We start from the raw sequence: 16,656 nt of genomic DNA, 5'->3' as shown, positions 1-16,656 counted from the left end.
GGACCACGGGACGACCCGGGCCGGCCTGGTCGAGGCGCAGATCCCGCCCGGTCAGTAGACGGTCAGGTGGTGGCTGCGGAACTGGGCCCGGACCCGGTCCAGCAGCTCGGGGGACGGGGCGGGGGTGTCGGCGAGCGGGAAGGGCTGGTTGAGGGCGGCGTACTTGGCGGCGCCCAGGCGGTGGAAGGGCAGCACCTCCACGCGTTCCACGGTGCGGATCGAGGCGGCGATCCGGGCCACGGCGTCCACGTTGTCCACGGTGTCGGTCAGGCCGGGGACCAGGACGAAGCGGATCCAGATCGGGATGCCACGGTCGGCCAGGCGATGTCCGAAGTCGATCGTCGGCTGCAGCGTGCCGGTCCGGGTCACCTGGTGGTACGTCTCCTCGTCGCCGGCTTTGATGTCCAGGAGCACCAGGTCGGTCACGTCCAGCAGCTCGTCGGACGCCTTGGCGCCGAGGTAGCCGCTGGTGTCCAGGGCGGTGTGGAGGCCTCTTGCGCGACAACGGGTGAAGATCTCCCGTACGAAATCGGGCTGTTGAAGTGCCTCTCCTCCGGAGAGGGTGACGCCGCCCCGCGCGACCTTGATGAAACGCTCGTATCGCGTTATCTCGGTCATCAGCTCGTCGGCGTCCATCTCCCGCCCGCTGCGCCGGTACCAGGTGTCCGGGCTGTGGCAGTACTGGCAGCGCAGCGGGCACCCGGCCAGGAACGCGACGAATCGCGTTCCCGGCCCGTCGACGCCGGTCGAGACGTCGAACGAGTGCACACTTCCGGTGACGGTCACAGCGAACCGTGGAACGTCCGGGAGATGACGTCGCGCTGCTGGGCCTTGGTCAGCCGCACGAAGTTCACCGCGTAGCCGGACACCCGGATGGTGAGCTGCGGGTACTTCTCCGGGTGCTCCATCGCGTCCTCCAGGGTGGCCCGGTCGAGGACGTTGACGTTCATGTGGAAGCCGTGCCCGTCGGTGTAGCCGTCGAGGACGCCGACCAGGTTGCCGACCTGCTCGTCCTTCGTGCGGCCGAGGCCGTCCGGGGTCGAGGTGATGGTCAGCGAGATGCCGTCGCGGGCGCTGCGGTACGGCAGTTTCGCCACCGACAGCGCCGCCGCCACCAGTCCGTGCTTGTCGCGGCCGTTCATCGGGTTGGCGCCGGGCGCGAACGGCTCACCGAGCCGACGGCCGTCCGGGGTGTTGCCGGTGTGCTTGCCGTAGACCACGTTCGACGTGATCGTCAGGACCGACAGGCTGGGCTCGGCCCCGCGGTACATCGGCTGCCGGCGGATCTTCTCCATGAACCGGTCGACCAGGTCCACCGCGATCGCGTCCACCCGGTCGTCGTTGTTGCCGAAGGTCGGGTAGTCGCCGTCCACGTCGTAGTCGATGACCAGCCCGGTCTCGTCCCGGACCGGCTTGACCTGGGCGTGCTTGATCGCCGACAGGCTGTCCACGGCGACCGAGAGACCGGCGATGCCGGTGGCCAGGAAACGGTGCACGGGGTAGTCGTGCAGCGCCATCTCCAGACGTTCATAGGCATACTTGTCGTGCATGTAGTGGATGACGTTGAGTGCATCAACATAGATCTCGGCAAGCCAGTCAAGTGTCCGGTCGTAGGCCTCGAACACCTCGTCGTAGTCGAGGACGTCCCCACCCAGCGAGGCGGAGGCGGGCGCCACCTGCGCGCCGCTGATCTCGTCACGGCCGCCGTTGATCGCGTAGAGCAGCGCCTTCGCCATGTTGGCCCGCGCGCCGAAGAACTGCATGTCCTTGCCCACCCGCATGCCGGACACGCAGCAGGCGATCGCCGCGTCGTCACTGAGGTAGGGGCGCAGCAGGTCGTCGTTCTCGTACTGGATGCTGCTCGTGTCGATGCTGACCTGCGCGCAGAACCGCTTGAACCCCTCGGGCAGACGCTGCGACCAGAGGACCGTCATGTTCGGCTCCGGCGCGGGGCCCAGGTTGTAGAGGGTCTGCAGGTAACGGAAGCTGGTCCGGGTGACGAGCGGGCGGTCGTCGGCGCCGATGCCGCCGATCGACTCGGTCACCCAGGTCGGGCCGCCGGAGAACAGCTCGTCGTACTCGGGGGTGCGCAGGAACCGGACGATCCGCAGCTTGATCACGAAGTCGTCGATCAGCTCCTGGGCGAACTCCTCGGTGATCCGGCCCTCGTCGAGGTCACGGGCGAGGTAGACGTCGAGGAAGGTGGAGGTCCGGCCGAGCGACATGGCCGCGCCGTTCTGCTCCTTGGTGGCGGCCAGGTAGGCGAAGTACAGCCACTGGACCGCCTCCTGCGCGGTGGTCGCCGGCCCCGAGATGTCGTAGCCGTAGGACGCGGCCATCGTCTTCAGCTCGGCCAGCGCACGGGTCTGCTCGGAGATCTCCTCCCGGTCGCGGATCACGTCGGCGACCGACAGGCGCGCGTCCAGCGCGGTCCGGATCTGCTTGCGCTCCTCGATCAGGCGGTCCACGCCGTAGAGGGCGACCCGGCGGTAGTCGCCGATGATCCGGCCGCGGCCGTAGGCGTCGGGCAGGCCGGTGATGATGTGCGAGCGCCGGGCTGCGAGGACGTCGGCCGGGTAGGCGTCGAAGACCCCGGCGTTGTGGGTCTTGCGGTAGTCGGTGAACACCTTCTTGATGCCGGGGTCCAGCTCCCGGCCGTACGCCTTGAGCCCGCCCTCGACCATCCGGAGGCCACCGAACGGCATGATGGCCCGGCGCAGCGGCGCGTCGGTCTGCAGGCCGACGATCAGCTCGGCGTCACGGTCGATGTAGCCGGGGGCGTGCGCGGTGATCGTCGACGGGGTGGACGCGTCGGCGTCGTAGATGCCGTTGGCCCGCTCCACCGCGAACATCTCGGTGAGCTTCGCCCAGATCCCGGTGGTCCGTGGTGTCGGCCCGGCCAGGAAGGCGGCGTCACCGTCGTACGGCCGGACGTTGTCGTGGATGAACCCGGCCACGTCGATCCCGGTGCGCCACGTCGTGCCCGCGAATCCGCGCCACGCGTCCATCTTTCCTCCCAGCATGACCCCTCCTAGTGGTTCCCTCCCAGGGTCTCGTCCCGGCGTCCCGGGCGGGCAGGGCCAGAGGTCCCGGACCGGCGGGGAAGCCGGACCGTCGCCACCGTGCCGCCGCCCTCGTTGCCGCTGAGCGTGATCGTGCCCCGGTGCAGCTCGACGATGGCCCGGCTGAGCGCCAGCCCCAGCCCGGCGCCCGGGATACCGCTGTGCCGGGCGTTGGTGGCCCGGTAGAGGCGGGCGAAGAGCCGGTCCCGTTCGCCGGACGGGATGCCGATGCCCGAGTCGCTGACGGTCAGCACCGCGGCGTCGTCGTCGGCGGTCAGCGCCACGTGCACGGTGGCGCCGTCCGGGCTGTACTTGACCGCGTTGCCGATCAGGTTCTCGGCGACCTGCCGCAGCCGGGCCCGGTCGCCGGGGATCACCAGCCGGGCCGGCAGGTCGGTGCGGATCGGCGCGTCCGGCAGCGCCTCGGCGATCACCGCGGCCAGGTCCACGTCGCCGACGGTGAGCTGGGCGTGCCCGGCCTCCAGCGCGGACAGGTCGAGCAGCCGCTCGACCAGCGAGCGCAGCCGGGCGTTGTTGCGCTCGATCACCCCGAGCAGCTCACGGACCTCCCCGACGGTGGTGGTGTCGTCCTCCTCGGCGATCAGGTCGGTGTAGGTGCCGATCGAGGTGAGCGGGGTGCGCAGCTCGTGACCGACCAGCGCGATGTACTCGCCGATGCTCGCCGCCAGCTGGTTCGACAGCTCCTCGGCCCGGCGCCGCTCCAGATAGCCGCCGATGTGCCCGGCGATGCCACTGAGCAGGACGGTCAGCGCCGGGTCGGGCTCCTGGTGCTCGACGGTGAAGAAGCTGAGCACGCCGATCACGTTGTCGGCGCTGCGCACCGGCACCGCCACCGCGGCCCGGTAGTGCTCGGCCTCCACCGCCGCCGGCAGATCCGGGGCACGCAGGTCCGGCACCCAGATCGGCTCGCCGCCGGCCCAGCACGCCCCGGCCAGGCCCTCGCCGCGGTCCAGCACGGCGGGCGACTGGATCGGCGGGGCGCCGTCGGCCAGATGGGTGGCGGCCGGGCGCAGCCGGTCCGAGACCGGATCGACCAGCCACAGCCGCAGGTACGGCCAGCCCAGCTCGGTGGAGATCGCGCGCAGCACCTCGGTGCCCGCCCGGTCCGCGTCGGGTGCGTGCACCAGCGCCTTGAGCACCTCGGTCTTACACCGCTCGTACTGGTGCTGGTGGTGTTCGGCGGTGACGTCGTGGACGGCCGCGACCGCCCCGAGGATGTTGCCGCTCGCGTCCCGGACCGGCCGCGCGTTGATCGCGAACCAGCGGCGCCGGTTCTGCCGGTCGTGGGCGAGCACCCCGTCGTGCCGGATCTCCTCGCCGCCGAGCGCCCGGTAGAGGGCCACCTCGTCGGGGGGCAGCGGGCTGCCGTCGTGGCGGCGCAGCCCGAACCGCTCGGCCCAGTCGCGGGCCGGCACGCCGAGGCTCTCGTCGCCGAAGAAGTCGCGGACCGCCTGGTTGATCACCACGAGCCGGCCGTCCAGGTCGCAGGCCACCACCCCGGCGTCCAGGCTGCGCAGCAGGGCCTCGGTGAACGCCGGGTCGTGCCGGGGCGGCGGCGACTCCAGGCAGGTCCGCAGCGTCTCGGAGAGCTCCCGCACACTGAACGGCTTGGGCACCACGGCGTCGGCCTCGGCCGAGGCCAGCGAGGTGTCGCCGGGCGGCAGGTAGGCGGTGATCAGCACGACCGGGACGGTGGCGGTGGCCGGGTGCTCGCGCAGCGCCCGGCACATCCGGATACCGTCCAGGTGCGGCATGTCGACGTCGGCGACGACCAGGTCGGGCGGGGCGGCGACGGCGGCGGCCAGACCCTCGCGGCCGTCGCCGGCCAGGGTGGCGGAGTGCCCGAGACGGCGGACCACCTCGGCGATCACCGCTTGATGTTCCGGGTTGTCCTCGACGACCAGCACCGATGCCATGCCATTTACTAAATCATGATAAATCCGGCAGAGGTTTCGTCTCTGGCGGAAGGGGGGTACCGTGCAGCCGCATATCGGCGATTCTCGGGGTTTTGCATGAGCGAGCTGACCGCCCACCTGGACGTCCCACTCGATCGCGGTGCTCCCGCCGCCGCCCGCCGTGCCGTGACGGCGGTCCTGGGCGGCTGGGGCTTCCGGAATGCCGACTGGCTCGACGCGGCCGCCGTGGTCGTCAGCGAGCTGGTCACCAATGCGGTCCGGCACGGCGGCGGCTGCGTGGCGCTGCACCTGGAGGCCCACGACGAGCGGGTGATCGTGTCGGTCGCCGACGGCTCGTCGGTGGTGCCGCGCCGCCGTGATCCGGACGGCGACGGCGGCCGCGGCATCGCCCTGATCGAGGCGCTGGCCGAGAGCTGGACCGTGGAGAACTACCGAGGCGGCAAGCGGGTGCTGGTGGAGCTGGCGCCCTGCCCGCGGGGGAGCGCGTCGTGAGGATCGTCCGGCTCGACGACGGCGAGGTGACCCGGCTGATGCTGCGCGGGGAGCTCGACCTGGACACCGGCGACCTGTTCGAGGAGCAGGTCGCGGCGGCCCTCGGCGACCGCCCGGAGGAGCTGGTCGTCGACCTGCACGGGCTGACCTTCTGCGACTCGTCCGGCATCGACGTGCTGCTGGCCGCGCGGGAGACCGCGGCGCGGGCCGGCATCGCCTTCCGGGCGCACCGGCCGCGGGGCATCGTGCTGCGGTCGCTGACCGTCACCGGCGTCCACGACCTGCTGGTGGGCGAGCCGGGATCAGATCGAGAAACGGCCGGCGGACGCGCGTAACCGGTCGGCGAGCGTCTGCACGTCCTCGGCGGTCCGGGCCACCTCGCTGACCGCCTCCCGGCTCGACGCGGTGCCCTGCGCGACGTGCGCGATGTTGCCGGCGATGTCGGTGACGCCGGCCGCGGCCTCGCTCACCCCGCGGCTCATCTCGGCGGTGGTGGCGCTCTGCTGCTCCACGGCCGAGGCGATGGTGGTCTGGAAGTCGCTGATCTGTTCGATGATCCGGCTGATCTCGTCGATCGCGGTCACCGCCTGCCCGGTGTCGCTCTGGATCGCCGCGATCTGCTGGGAGATCTTCTCGGTGGCCCGCGCGGTCTCCTGGGCCAGGTCCTTGACCTCGCTGGCGACCACGGCGAAGCCCTTGCCGGACTCGCCGGCCCGGGCCGCCTCGATGGTCGCGTTCAGCGCCAGCAGGTTGGTCTGCGACGCGATCGCGGTGATCGTCTCGATGACGTCGCCGATCTGCGCCGACGACTCGCCGAGCCGGTTGATCGTCTCACTGGTGGCCCGGGCGGCGGCGACCGCGTCGGTGGCGACCTGGGCCGCGTCGGCGGCGTTGCGGGAGATCTCGGTGATCGCCGAGCCCATCTGCTCGGTGCCGGCGGCGACCGTGTGCACGTTGCCGGAGACCCCACTCGCGGCTGCCGCGGCCATCCCGGCCTGCTGATCCGCCTCGGCGATGGCGCTGTCGATCGCACGGCTGACCCGGCGCATGGTGTCCGACGCGCCGGTGAGCCGGCCGCCGTTGTCGACGATCTCGGCGACAGTGGTCTTCACCCCGGCGACGGCCTCGTCCACGGCGCGCGACATCACGGCGAGCTCGTCGTTGCCGGTGGTGTCCGGGCGCAGGGTCAGGTCGCCGCGGGCCATCCCGCGCAGCACCTCCACCAGCCGGCCGACCGGGCCGGTGACGCTGCGGGTCACGGCCACCGTGCAGAGGGCGGCGGCGATCACCGCCAGGACGAAGACGACGATCATCACGGTACGCAGCTCGGCGGCCTCGTCCTGAGCGCTCTGCGCCGCGTGGTCGGCCCGTCCGACGACCGACGTGACCAGGCTGCCGGTCGCCCCGATGATGTCGAAGTAGATCTGGTAGCTCTGTTTGAGCAGCAGGTCGTCGCCCTCGGTGATGCGGCCCGCGGCGTACAGGGCCACCATCTGGTCGTCGGTCGACTTGAACTTGTCCCACAGGCCGCGGAGCTTGTCGAAGTCGGCCCGCTCGGCGTCGGTCATGGCCGCCGTGTCGGTCTCCGCCAGCAGCTTGGTGAGCAGGTCGAAGTCGGCCTGGAAACCCTTGCGGTTGTCGTTGTCGGGGCTGACCGCCTGCACCGGGCCCAGGCGGCGGGTGTCCCACACGTAGGCGATCTGCCAGCCGGAGATGTCACCGTTGAAGTACTTCTGCTCGTCGACCTGGTGCATCAGGTGCAGCAGACCCCGCAGCTCGTCCGCCGACGCCGACTGCCTGGTCAGGCCCCACGCGCCGATGCCGACGGCCACGCCGAGCACGGTCAGCACCGTCAGGAAGGCGCCACCGAGACGCCCGGCGAGTCGCATCCGCCGCAGAATCGCCATCGAGTCCCCCGCCCGGTAGCCGGTCTCCGACCCTCTGATCGGCAAGTCCGGTGCGGCACTGAGGGGCAATGATCACTTCGGGACGGTCATCCGGGCACAGGTGCCCCGGTCCGGTCCGGCCGACTCGACGGTGAGCGAGCCACCGTGCGCCCGCATGATCCGGTCGGCGATGCTCAGGCCCAGCCCGACACCGGGAACGGCCTGGTCCCGGGCGAACTGGCCGCGATAGAACCGCTCCGCCACATGCGGCAGCTCGTCGGCCGGGATGCCGGCGCCGGAGTCGAGGACCTCCAGGCTGGTCGCGGTCACCCGGAGGGTCACCGTCTGCCCGCTGCCACTGAAGAGCACGGCATTGCGTACGAGGTGCTCGGCCGCCTGGCTGAGCCGGGTGAAGTCGCCCGGCACCGAGTACGGTCCGGCTCCCGCCTCGATCACGATCGGCACGTCCCGCTGCGCCGCCTGGCCCCGGCAGGAGGCGGCCGCCGCCTCGGCCACCGCGGCCAGGTCGGTGCCGGCCCGCAGCAGCGGCAGCGGCGCGGCCGCCGGGCGGGTGCCGGCCAGCAGGTGGTCGACCATCCGGACCAGGCGCTCGCCGTTGCGCTGGATCGGATCGATCAGCCGCCGGTACGGCGCCAGCTCCTCGTTGTCGACGAGCAGCTCCAGATAGCCCTGGATGGTGGTGACCGGGGTCCGCAGCTCGTGCGACACGGTCGCGACGAAGTCCTCCTCGCGGCTGATCGCCCGGGACAGCTCGTCGCCGATCTCGGCGAGCAGCTGCCGGTTGCGCAGCGCGGCCAGGTGCCCGGCGGCCTGCCCGGCCATGGTCCGCAACAGATCCAGCTGCCGGTCGCCGACGGTGCCCGGCTTGTCGTCGAGCACGCACAGGCTGCCCAGGGTGTGCCCGTCCTCGTCGACCAGCGGCACCCCGGCCCAGAAGCGGATGTTGGGGGCGCCCTGCACGCAGTCCCACGCCCGGTACCGCGGCTCGGCGAGGGTGTCCTCGACGACCAGCGGCTCGCGGGTGTCGACGACCGGCGCGGCGAACGAGGTGGTCAGCGGCCCGCCGTCACCGGGCACCCCGGTCTTGCCGGCGAACCACTCCCGTTCGGCGTCGATCAGGGTCACCGTGGCCATCGGCGTGCCGAGGACGGCGCCGGCCAGCCGGGTCAGCTCGTCCAGCACGACCGGGCGCGGGCCGCCGAGCAGGCGGTAGCTGTGCACCGCCGCGAGGCGGGCGTCTTCCCCTACTGCGTTCACATCGGTGTCCGTTCCTCGGCCGGCAGCCGACGGGATCTCCGCCGTGGCTCGTGGATCGTCATTCGGCAGGACCGGCGAGGGGCTTGAGGAGTTCGCCGGACCGAAATCCGGTTCCGGCAACCCTCAGTCATCGCCCGGAACAGGCGATAGGAAGCCACGTACCCCGAAGGCCGGTCAGTCGAAGGAGGGCCACGATGCGGACCGAGCTGTACCGGTCGAGCGATGCCGACACCATCAAGAAGCCGACGTTGTTGCTCGTCGACGACGACGACGTGATGCTGGAGACGCTCTCCATCCAGCTGGGCCGCGACCACCGGCTGCTGATGGCCGGGGACGCCGAACAGGCGCTGAAGCTGCTCGCCGCCAACGAGAACGTCGCCGCGGTGGTCAGTGACGTGAAGATGCCCGGCATGGACGGCATCGAGCTGCTCGGGAAGATCCAGCAGGACTACCCGGACGTGATCCGCATCCTGCACAGCGGCCACGGCGACATGAAGACCGTGATCGCCGCGATCAACTCCGGCGGCGTCTACCGGTACCTGGCGAAACCGGCCACCCGCAGCGACATCATGGACGCGATCAAGGGCGCCGTCACCCGGCACGACCACGCGATGGCCGAGCGCAAGATGGTCGACACCACGCTCAAGACCAGCGTGCAGGCCCTCTTCGGGATCCTCGAGCTGTCCAGCCCGCTCGGTTTCGCCCGGGCCGGCCGGATCCGCAAGCTGGTCGGCGAGCTCACCGCGGCCCTCGAGCTGGACGGGCTGTGGGAGATCGAGGTCGCCGCGATGGCCTCGCAGATCGGCGCGGTCAGCGTGCCGGCCGAGGTGATGAGCAAGCTCACCGAGGGCGCCAACCTCACGCTGGACGAGCAGCGGATCGTCAACGCGATGCCGGGGATGGTGCTTCCGCTGATCAAGGACATTCCGATGATCGAGGACGTGGTGTCCACGGTCCGCGGGCTGGCCGGCGAGAAACCCCCGGCGGGCGGCTGGTCGCCGCTGGTGGAGGGCGCGATCAGCGTGGTACGCACGGCCATCGAGTACGACACGGCGGCCGCCCGGTCCCGTACGCCGGAGATCGCCATCCACTCGCTGACCAAGCAGGGCACCTGCGCGCCGCACGTGCTGGCCGCGCTGCGCCAGGTCAAGGGCGTGGTGAGCCCGGACAGCAACAGCACGCACGCCTACGCCATCGCCGAGCTCCAGGTCGGGATGCGGCTGGCCCAGGACGTCATGGCGACCAACGGCCTCGTGCTGATCGGCAGCGGCACGGTGGTGACCGAGGCGATGCTCGACCGCCTGGTCAACTTCTCCCGGGTGGTGGGTCTGATCGAGCCGGTGCTCACCGCCGCCTGACCCGCACCCCATCAGGAGGTCCGTTCGAACTCGACCGTCAGCGCCCGGACCGCCCGCAGCGCGCCGTCGGTCTCGGCGCGCAGGCGGTCACCCGTCGGACCGGGGTCGGTGACGGCCCCGGCGCGGGCGGCGTCCTCCACCCGCGAGCAGATCGCCGCCAGCCCGTCGGCCCCGATGTTCGCGGCCGACCCCTTCAGGCTGTGCGCGTGCTCCCGGACCGGCGCCGGGTCCCCCTCGTGCAACAGGCGGACCAGCTCGTCCGCCGCGAGAGGGGCCTTCGCGGCGAACGAACGGAGCAGCCGGAGCACCAGAGCCAGTTCGGCGGGCGACGGTTTCGGCTCGACCAGATCGGCGAGCCGGGCCCGTACGCCGGCCACCCGGGCGAGATCCTCCGGCTGCGTAGCGGTCTCCATCCGCTCATAGTGCGCCCGGCCGGCGGCTACAAGCGGTATTTTGCGGGGATTACGCCCCCCAGCCGGCCTGGGTTCCGCCCACCCGCTCGGCGGCTGCCGTCTGCGCGTACCCCGATGCTCCGAAAGCCTTGACCGGATCGCGCGGCAGCCCCCGTGCCTCCCGCCGGTCCGCGAGCGCCGGCCGCACGTCGGTCTCGTAGGCGTCCATCAGCACCTGGTGCGCGCCCAGCACGTCACCCTCGCGCTGCGCGGTCGCCAGCGCCGCCTGGTCCACCTGCAGAGCCTTGGCGAGAGCCTGCTCGACGTTGAGGACCGACAGGATCTGGCCCGGGATCTTCTCCTCGATGTTGTGGCACTGGTCGAGCATGAAGTTGACCCGCGACTCGGGCCGGTGCGCGTCCGCCGCCACGATCTCCGACATGATCCGGAACAGCTGGAACGGGTCGGCCGAGCCCACGATCAGGTCGTCGTCGGCGTAGTAGCGCGAGTTGAAGTCGAACGCGCCGAGCCGGCCCTGCCGCAGCAGCTGCATCACGATGAACTCGATGTTCGTTCCCGGCGCGTGGTGTCCGGTGTCCAGCACGACCGTCGCCCGCTCACCCAGCGCCAGGCAGTGCAGCAGCGACGTGCCCCAGTCCGGGATGTCGGTGGAGTAGAAGTACGGCTCGAAGAACTTGTACTCCAGCAGGATCCGATGGTTGTCGTCGGACGCGTCGTAGATCTCCCGCAGCGCCTCGGCCAGCCGCTCCTGACGGCCGCGCAGCGAGTCCTGGCCCGCGTAGTTGAGGCCGTCCGGCAGCCAGATCTTCAGATCCGTCGACCCGGTCTGCCGCATCACGTCCAGGCACTGCAGGTGGTGGTCGATCGCCTTGCGGCGGATCGCCGGGTCCGGGTTGCACAGCGAGCCCAGCCGGTAGTCGTCGTCCTGGAAGACGTTCGAGTTGATCGCGCCGATCCGCACGCCCAGCTTGTCGGCGTGCGCCTTCAGGTCGGCCCAGTCGTCGACCAGGTCCCACGGGATGTGCAGCGAGACCCGGTTGGCCAGCCCGGTCAGGCGGTTCACCTGCGCGGCGTCGGACAGCTTCTCGTACGGGTTGCGTGGCCCACCGGGACGGGTGAAGACCTTGAACCGGGTGCCCGAGTTCCCGTACGCCCAGCTCGGGACCTCGATCGTGAAGCCGTCCAGACCGTCGAGGTTCATGATGTGGTACCTCCGTACCGTCGATTGGTGAGCCCGTTCAACAGCGCGGCGAACACCAGCACCGCGCCGAGCGCGAGGAGCTGGTACTGCGAGCCCTCGTTGCCGACGAAGGCCAGCAGGATGCCGGCGTTGAGCCAGACGATGAGCAGAGTTGCCAGCACGACCCCGGCGACCCGGCCGATGCCACCGGTGATCGCCACACCGCCGAGGACGGCGATGGTGATGGCGGGCAGGGCCATGCCGTTGCCGGAGACGCCCGCGTCCGGGCGGGCCGAGGCGAACTGTCCCACGGTCACCACGGCCACCAGGCCGGAGATCAGACCCGCGTAGACGTACGCCTTGAACCGCGTGTCCCGGACCGGCAGGCCGGCCCAGCGAGCGGCGACGTCGTTGGTGCCGATCGCGTAGAGACGCCGCCCGTACGCGGTGCGGGCCAGCAGCAGCCAGACCGCCACCACGGTGGGCAGCAGGAACGTGAAGATGCCCAGCGGCACGTTCGGGACGTACTCGCCGAACAGCGGCAGCTCCACCGACTTGCTCAGGGAGAACAGCTCCTGGATCGGCTTCGTGCTGATCGGCTGCTGGTCGTTGACTACGATCGCGAGGCTCTTGTACGCGTAGAACGTCGCGAGCGTGGCGATCAGCGCCGGGAAGCCGATCCAGGAGACCAGGAAACCGTTGATCGCGCCGAGGAACGCGCCGAACCCGGCCGTGGCCAGGATCGCCAGCCACAACGGCCAGCCCCATTCGCCGTACGCGAAACCGAACACCATGCCGGCCAGGCTCACCATCGCGCCCACGCTCAGATCGATGCCGCCGCGTCCGGAGAGGATCACCAGCATCTCGGCCAGGCCCAGCATGGCCAGGGGGACCGCGCTGATCAGGCTCGCCGACATGTAGTCGAAGTCGTACGGCGCGGTCAGGTAGCCGCCCGCGTCGTTGATGAAGAACGTGACGACCACAACGACGATGAGCAACGCCAGCAGCGCGATGCGCTGAGTGAGGAGGATGCGGAGGTAGTCCGTCCTCTCCGTCTTTTTCATTGTTGGGGCGGTCACCGGCTCCTCCTCGCCCGCGCCCGCAGCAGGTCGGCGCCGACCGCCACGATGATGAAGATGCCGACGAACAGGTCGGACAGCTGCGAACGCCAGCCCAGCTGGGTCACGCCGGACGCCACCGACTGCACCAGCAGCGCGCCCAGCAGAGTGCCGAGAACCGAGCCGCGGCCGCCCATGATGCTCGTGCCGCCGATCACCACCGCCGCGATCACCGCCAGCTCCTTGCCGGAACCGACCGACTGATCGAGCGTCGACGTGCCCTGCGCGATCACGAAACACGACGCGAGACCGACGAGCACCCCGGTCAGCACGTACGCCAGCAGCACCCGCCGCTGCACCCGGACACCCGCGAGCCGGGCCGCCTGCGCGTCGCCGCCGATCGCGAAGAAGTGCCGGCCACCGGCCGTGTGCCGCAGATACCACCAGGCCACCGCGGTGATCACCAGGGTGATCAGGAAGGCGTGCGGGATGCCGAGGGTACGGCCGTCCGGCCCCCGCCCGAAGAACGCGAGCGTCGCCGGGATGCCGTTCACCGTGCCCGAGCCGAAGATCCGCAAGCCGAGGAACATGAACAGGTTCGCCGTGCCGAACGTGATGATGATGGCGTGCACCCTGCCGTACGCGATGAGCACGCCGTTGACCAGGCCCAGCAGCCCACCCGCGGCGATCGACAGCAGCACCGCGACGCCGAGGCTCACCCCGTCGGTCCCGACCAGCGCCTTCGCGGTCAGCACCGAGCACACCATGATCGCGCCACCGACCGAGACGTCGATGCCGCCGGTGATGATCACGATCGTCATGGCCACACCGACCAGCGCCACCGGGGCGGTCGCCACCAGCAGAGGCTGAATCGACCCGGCCGTCAGGAAGGCCGGCGTGCTGACGGCGAGGGCGGCCCACAGCACGACGATGACCCCGACGAGCACGATCTCCTGCCCGGTGACCGGGCTCGGCAGCACCCGCCGCTTGATCTTCGCTTCCGCAACCGCGGTCATTCGCCACCTCCCGCGGCCGTCCGGTTTGTGTCGCTGCTTTCGGTGGCTGTCCGGTTCGTCTCGCGGCTCTCGGTGGCCGTCCGGTTCGTCTCGCGGTTTCCGGCGGTGGGCGCGGGGTTTGTCTCGCTGCCGCCCGCGGCTGCTGCCAGCAGGTCGACCTGGCTGGCGTCGGGGCCGAACTCGTCGGTCGTCGTGCCGCCACGGACCACCTGGATGCGGTCGGCGATGCGCAGCGCCTCCGGCAGGTCGGACGTCACCACCAGGACGGCGGTGCCCTCCTCGGCGAGTTCGGTGATCAACCGGTGGATCTCCTCCTTGGCGCCGACGTCGACACCCTGCGTCGGCTCGGCCAGGACCAGCACTCTCGGCCGTTCCACGAGCTGCCGGGCCAGGACCACCTTCTGCGCGTTGCCACCGGACATCGCGCTGATCGCCTGCCGCTCGTGCGGCGTCTTCACCGCGAGCCGTTCGATCAACTTCAGGGCCACGGCTTTCTCCCGCGCCCGGTCCACCCAGACACCGAACTTCGACAACAGCTTGAGATGACCCGCCGAGATGTTGAAGGCGATCGACTGGAAGCCGAACATCCCCTCGACCTTGCGGTTCGCCGGCAACAACGCGATGCCGAGCCGTTGTGCATGCTCGGGATTCCTGATGTTGACTTGACTTGAGTTGATCAATATTTGTCCATGTGTACTGCGATCAATGCCGTACACGCATGCCGCGATCTCGGAGACTCCACTGCCGACGAGTCCGTACAGTGCGACGATCTCGCCCGCCTTGACGCTCACGTCGACGTCCCGGAACTTGCCGTCCCGGCTGAGGCTCTTGAGCTCCAGAACCGCCGGACCGTCCGGCACCTCGCGATGTGGACGGGAGTCCGACAACTCCTCTCCCACCATCAGGTGGGCGATCTGCCGTACGCTCAGATCCTTGATCGGATAGGTCCCGATGGTCCGCCCGTCGCGCATGACCGTGACCTCGTCGGCGATCCGGAACAGCTCGTCCAGCCGGTGCGAGATGTAGATGACCGCCACGCCGGCGGCCGTCAGCCGGCGTACCACGTCGAAGAGCACCTCGATCTCGGCGTCGGTCAGGATCGCCGACGGCTCGTCCAGGATCAGCACCTTCGCGTCCGCGGCCAGCGCCTTCGCGATCGACACCTGCTGCTGCTCGGCCACCGACAGGGTGCCCACCTCGGCGGTCGTGTACCGCTCCGGCAGCCCGAGCAGCTCCAGCAGTTCGACCACCTTCGCGTTCTGTGCCGCCCAGTCGACCCGTCCGGCCTTCTTCAGCTCGCGGCCGAGGAAGATGTTCTCCGCGACCGTCAGCTCCGGGAACAACTGGGGCTCCTGATAGACGGTGGCGATGCCGAGCGCGATCGCCGCCGTCGTCGAGCCGAGCTTGACGGGCTCGCCCTCGAACTCGATCTCGCCGGTGTCGGCGACCTCGGCCCCCGCCACGATCTTGATCATCGTGGACTTGCCGGCGCCGTTCTCACCGACCAGGGCGTGGACCTTGCCCGCCCGTACCGTGAAATCGGCGTGCTGGATGGCCCGGACCGCGCCGAACCGCTTCGAGACAGCGGTAAGGCGCAGCCGCGGGGTTTCGATCTTGTCGGTCATCAGTAGTTGAACTGGTCGACGTTCTTGTCGGTGATCGCCAGCGCCGGACCGAGGAGCAGCATCTTGTTCGCCTCGGTGTAGGCGACCGCGGACAGCTCGCTCGACACGTTGTTGGTCGCCGCGAACGGCTTGTTCTGCGCGATCTGGGCGCCCGCCCACGCGGTCAGGTAGCCGAGGTTCTCCACGTCCCAGAGGATCGCGGCGGTCGACGACTTGTCCTGCAGGTACGGCTTCATCGCCTGCGGCGTGCCCAGGCCCACCGTGAACACCTTGCCGATCTTGCCGGCGTCCTTGACCGCCTGCGCCACACCCGGCGCGGACGACGTGCACTCGCCGACCAGGCCGGTCAGGTCCGGGTGCGCGTTCATCAGATCGGTCGCCATCTGCGTCGCCTTCGCCTGGTCCTCACCGGCGTAGACGATGTCGACGATCTCGGCCTCCGGGTACTTCTCCTTGGTGTACGCCTTCTGGACCTCGATCCAGGAGTTGAGGTTCTCCGCGGTCTGGCCGCAGGAGACGATCGCGTACTTGCCCTTGCCGCCCATCGCGGTGAGCAGCGAGTCGGTCAGCCCCTGGCCGATGCCCTCGGCGGTGGCCTGGTTGACGAACACCTCCCGCACGCTCGACGGAGCGTCGGTGTCGGCGGTCGCCACGTGGATGCCGGCGTCCTTCGCCTGCTGCAGCAGCGGCGCCATGCTGTCCGGGTCGTTCGGCGCGACGATCAGGGCGTCGACCTTCTGCTGGATGTACGACCGGACGATGTCGGCCTGCGCGGCGGCGTCGGCCTGGGTCGGACCCTGGTAGAGCCACTCCACGTTGCCGAGCGCGGCAGCTGCTTCCTTGCCGCCGGCGTTCATCGCCTCGAAGTAGGGAACACCCTGCAGCTTCGGGACGAAAGCCACCTTGTAGGTCTTCTTGCCCGCGTCGCCCGAGGCGGCGGTGTCGGTGTCGTTCTTCTTGGTGCAGCCGGTCAGAGCTATGGCGGCCGTCGTGGCCATGACGACGGCAGCGGTAAACCGAGGACGCATGACGCCTCCTGATAAAGGGTTCTTGAAACGTTCTATCTGAGGTGTGAGTCACGTTACGAGGCTGTTAGGGCAGGGTCAAGAGTTGATTCCCAGGGTGCCCACGATTTCTTCTCGGAGTGGGCCAATCGCCTCAGGACTCATCCTGATACGTTTCAAGATGCGACGTGGTCACCCTGTTTCGTACTGTCGCTACGCTCCCGCCCGATCCCGATCCCGATCCCGATCCCGATCCCGATCCCGGATTCCGATCCCGGATTCCGATCCCGATCCCGCGCCCCGCGCCCGGATCCCCGCACTCGGATCCCCGCACCCCGCGCCCGTGT

14 protein-coding genes are annotated in these 16,656 nt (G+C 70.0%); 3 read left to right on the top strand and 11 right to left on the bottom strand.

What is annotated here, in order from left to right; genetic code table 11:
• Positions 1–51: 51 nt before the first annotated feature.
• Genes pflA through BM290_RS20855 form a run of 3 tightly spaced genes read right to left on the bottom strand, consistent with a single transcriptional unit; the run spans position 52 to position 4,999 of the window.
• Complete coding sequence (gene pflA / locus BM290_RS20865; RefSeq protein WP_093616527.1) at positions 52–786, bottom strand: pyruvate formate-lyase-activating protein; 735 nt, start codon at positions 784–786, stop codon at positions 52–54.
• Positions 783–3,023 carry a formate C-acetyltransferase gene (gene pflB / locus BM290_RS20860; RefSeq protein ID WP_093616525.1) on the bottom strand — a complete coding sequence of 747 codons (2,241 nt, stop codon included), beginning with the start codon at positions 3,021–3,023 and terminating at the stop codon, positions 783–785. The genes pflA and pflB overlap by 4 nt, the downstream gene beginning before the upstream one ends.
• Positions 3,024–3,031: 8 nt before the next feature.
• Complete coding sequence (locus BM290_RS20855; RefSeq protein ID WP_093616523.1) at positions 3,032–4,999, bottom strand: ATP-binding protein; 1,968 nt, start codon at positions 4,997–4,999, stop codon at positions 3,032–3,034.
• A 96-nt stretch (positions 5,000–5,095) separates the two neighbouring features.
• Between BM290_RS20855 and BM290_RS20850 the strand changes: the two genes are divergently transcribed.
• Positions 5,096–5,491 carry an ATP-binding protein gene (locus tag BM290_RS20850; RefSeq protein WP_093616521.1) on the top strand — a complete coding sequence of 132 codons (396 nt, stop codon included), beginning with the start codon at positions 5,096–5,098 and terminating at the stop codon, positions 5,489–5,491.
• On the top strand, positions 5,488–5,826 hold the full coding sequence (locus BM290_RS20845) for an STAS domain-containing protein (protein WP_093616519.1): 339 nt from the start codon (positions 5,488–5,490) through the stop codon (positions 5,824–5,826). The genes BM290_RS20850 and BM290_RS20845 overlap by 4 nt, the downstream gene beginning before the upstream one ends.
• Here BM290_RS20845 and BM290_RS20840 read toward each other — a convergent pair.
• Together BM290_RS20840 and BM290_RS20835 are read right to left on the bottom strand one after the other, a co-directional pair.
• Positions 5,794–7,398 carry a methyl-accepting chemotaxis protein gene (locus tag BM290_RS20840; protein ID WP_093616713.1) on the bottom strand — a complete coding sequence of 535 codons (1,605 nt, stop codon included), beginning with the start codon at positions 7,396–7,398 and terminating at the stop codon, positions 5,794–5,796. The two genes, BM290_RS20845 and BM290_RS20840, sit on opposite strands and share 33 nt — an antisense overlap.
• Before the next feature lie 72 nt (positions 7,399–7,470).
• Positions 7,471–8,655 carry a GAF domain-containing sensor histidine kinase gene (locus BM290_RS20835; RefSeq protein ID WP_093616517.1) on the bottom strand — a complete coding sequence of 395 codons (1,185 nt, stop codon included), beginning with the start codon at positions 8,653–8,655 and terminating at the stop codon, positions 7,471–7,473.
• A 194-nt stretch (positions 8,656–8,849) separates the two neighbouring features.
• On the opposite strand from BM290_RS20835, the gene BM290_RS20830 reads away from it, so the two are divergent.
• Positions 8,850–10,013, top strand: a complete 1,164-nt coding sequence (locus tag BM290_RS20830) for a response regulator (protein WP_093616515.1) — start codon at positions 8,850–8,852, stop codon at positions 10,011–10,013.
• An 11-nt stretch (positions 10,014–10,024) separates the two neighbouring features.
• On the opposite strand, the gene BM290_RS20825 is transcribed toward BM290_RS20830, so the two are convergent.
• The 6 genes from BM290_RS20825 to BM290_RS20800 are packed head-to-tail and all read right to left on the bottom strand — an operon-like array spanning position 10,025 to position 16,333.
• On the bottom strand, positions 10,025–10,426 hold the full coding sequence (locus tag BM290_RS20825) for an Hpt domain-containing protein (RefSeq protein WP_093616513.1): 402 nt from the start codon (positions 10,424–10,426) through the stop codon (positions 10,025–10,027).
• A gap of 49 nt (positions 10,427–10,475) precedes the next feature.
• Complete coding sequence (rhaI, locus tag BM290_RS20820; RefSeq protein ID WP_093616511.1) at positions 10,476–11,627, bottom strand: L-rhamnose isomerase; 1,152 nt, start codon at positions 11,625–11,627, stop codon at positions 10,476–10,478.
• Positions 11,624–12,685, bottom strand: coding sequence for an ABC transporter permease (locus BM290_RS20815; protein ID WP_093616509.1), 1,062 nt, complete (start codon positions 12,683–12,685; stop codon positions 11,624–11,626). Before BM290_RS20815 ends, rhaI begins: the two co-directional genes overlap by 4 nt.
• A complete protein-coding gene (locus BM290_RS20810) occupies positions 12,682–13,680 on the bottom strand; it encodes an ABC transporter permease (protein WP_093616507.1) in 999 nt (332 codons plus the stop codon). The genes BM290_RS20815 and BM290_RS20810 overlap by 4 nt, the downstream gene beginning before the upstream one ends.
• Positions 13,677–15,305, bottom strand: a complete 1,629-nt coding sequence (locus BM290_RS20805) for a sugar ABC transporter ATP-binding protein (RefSeq protein ID WP_093616505.1) — start codon at positions 15,303–15,305, stop codon at positions 13,677–13,679. The genes BM290_RS20810 and BM290_RS20805 overlap by 4 nt, the downstream gene beginning before the upstream one ends.
• On the bottom strand, positions 15,305–16,333 hold the full coding sequence (locus BM290_RS20800) for an autoinducer 2 ABC transporter substrate-binding protein (protein ID WP_093616503.1): 1,029 nt from the start codon (positions 16,331–16,333) through the stop codon (positions 15,305–15,307). The genes BM290_RS20805 and BM290_RS20800 overlap by 1 nt, the downstream gene beginning before the upstream one ends.
• Positions 16,334–16,656 lie beyond the last annotated feature (323 nt).

Origin of the sequence: Actinoplanes philippinensis (assembly GCF_900113015.1) — a bacterium.
GTDB lineage: Bacteria > Actinomycetota > Actinomycetes > Mycobacteriales > Micromonosporaceae > Actinoplanes > Actinoplanes philippinensis.
Note: the sequence above shows the minus strand (reverse complement) of the source record. Positions and strands in the feature narration are given on the sequence as shown.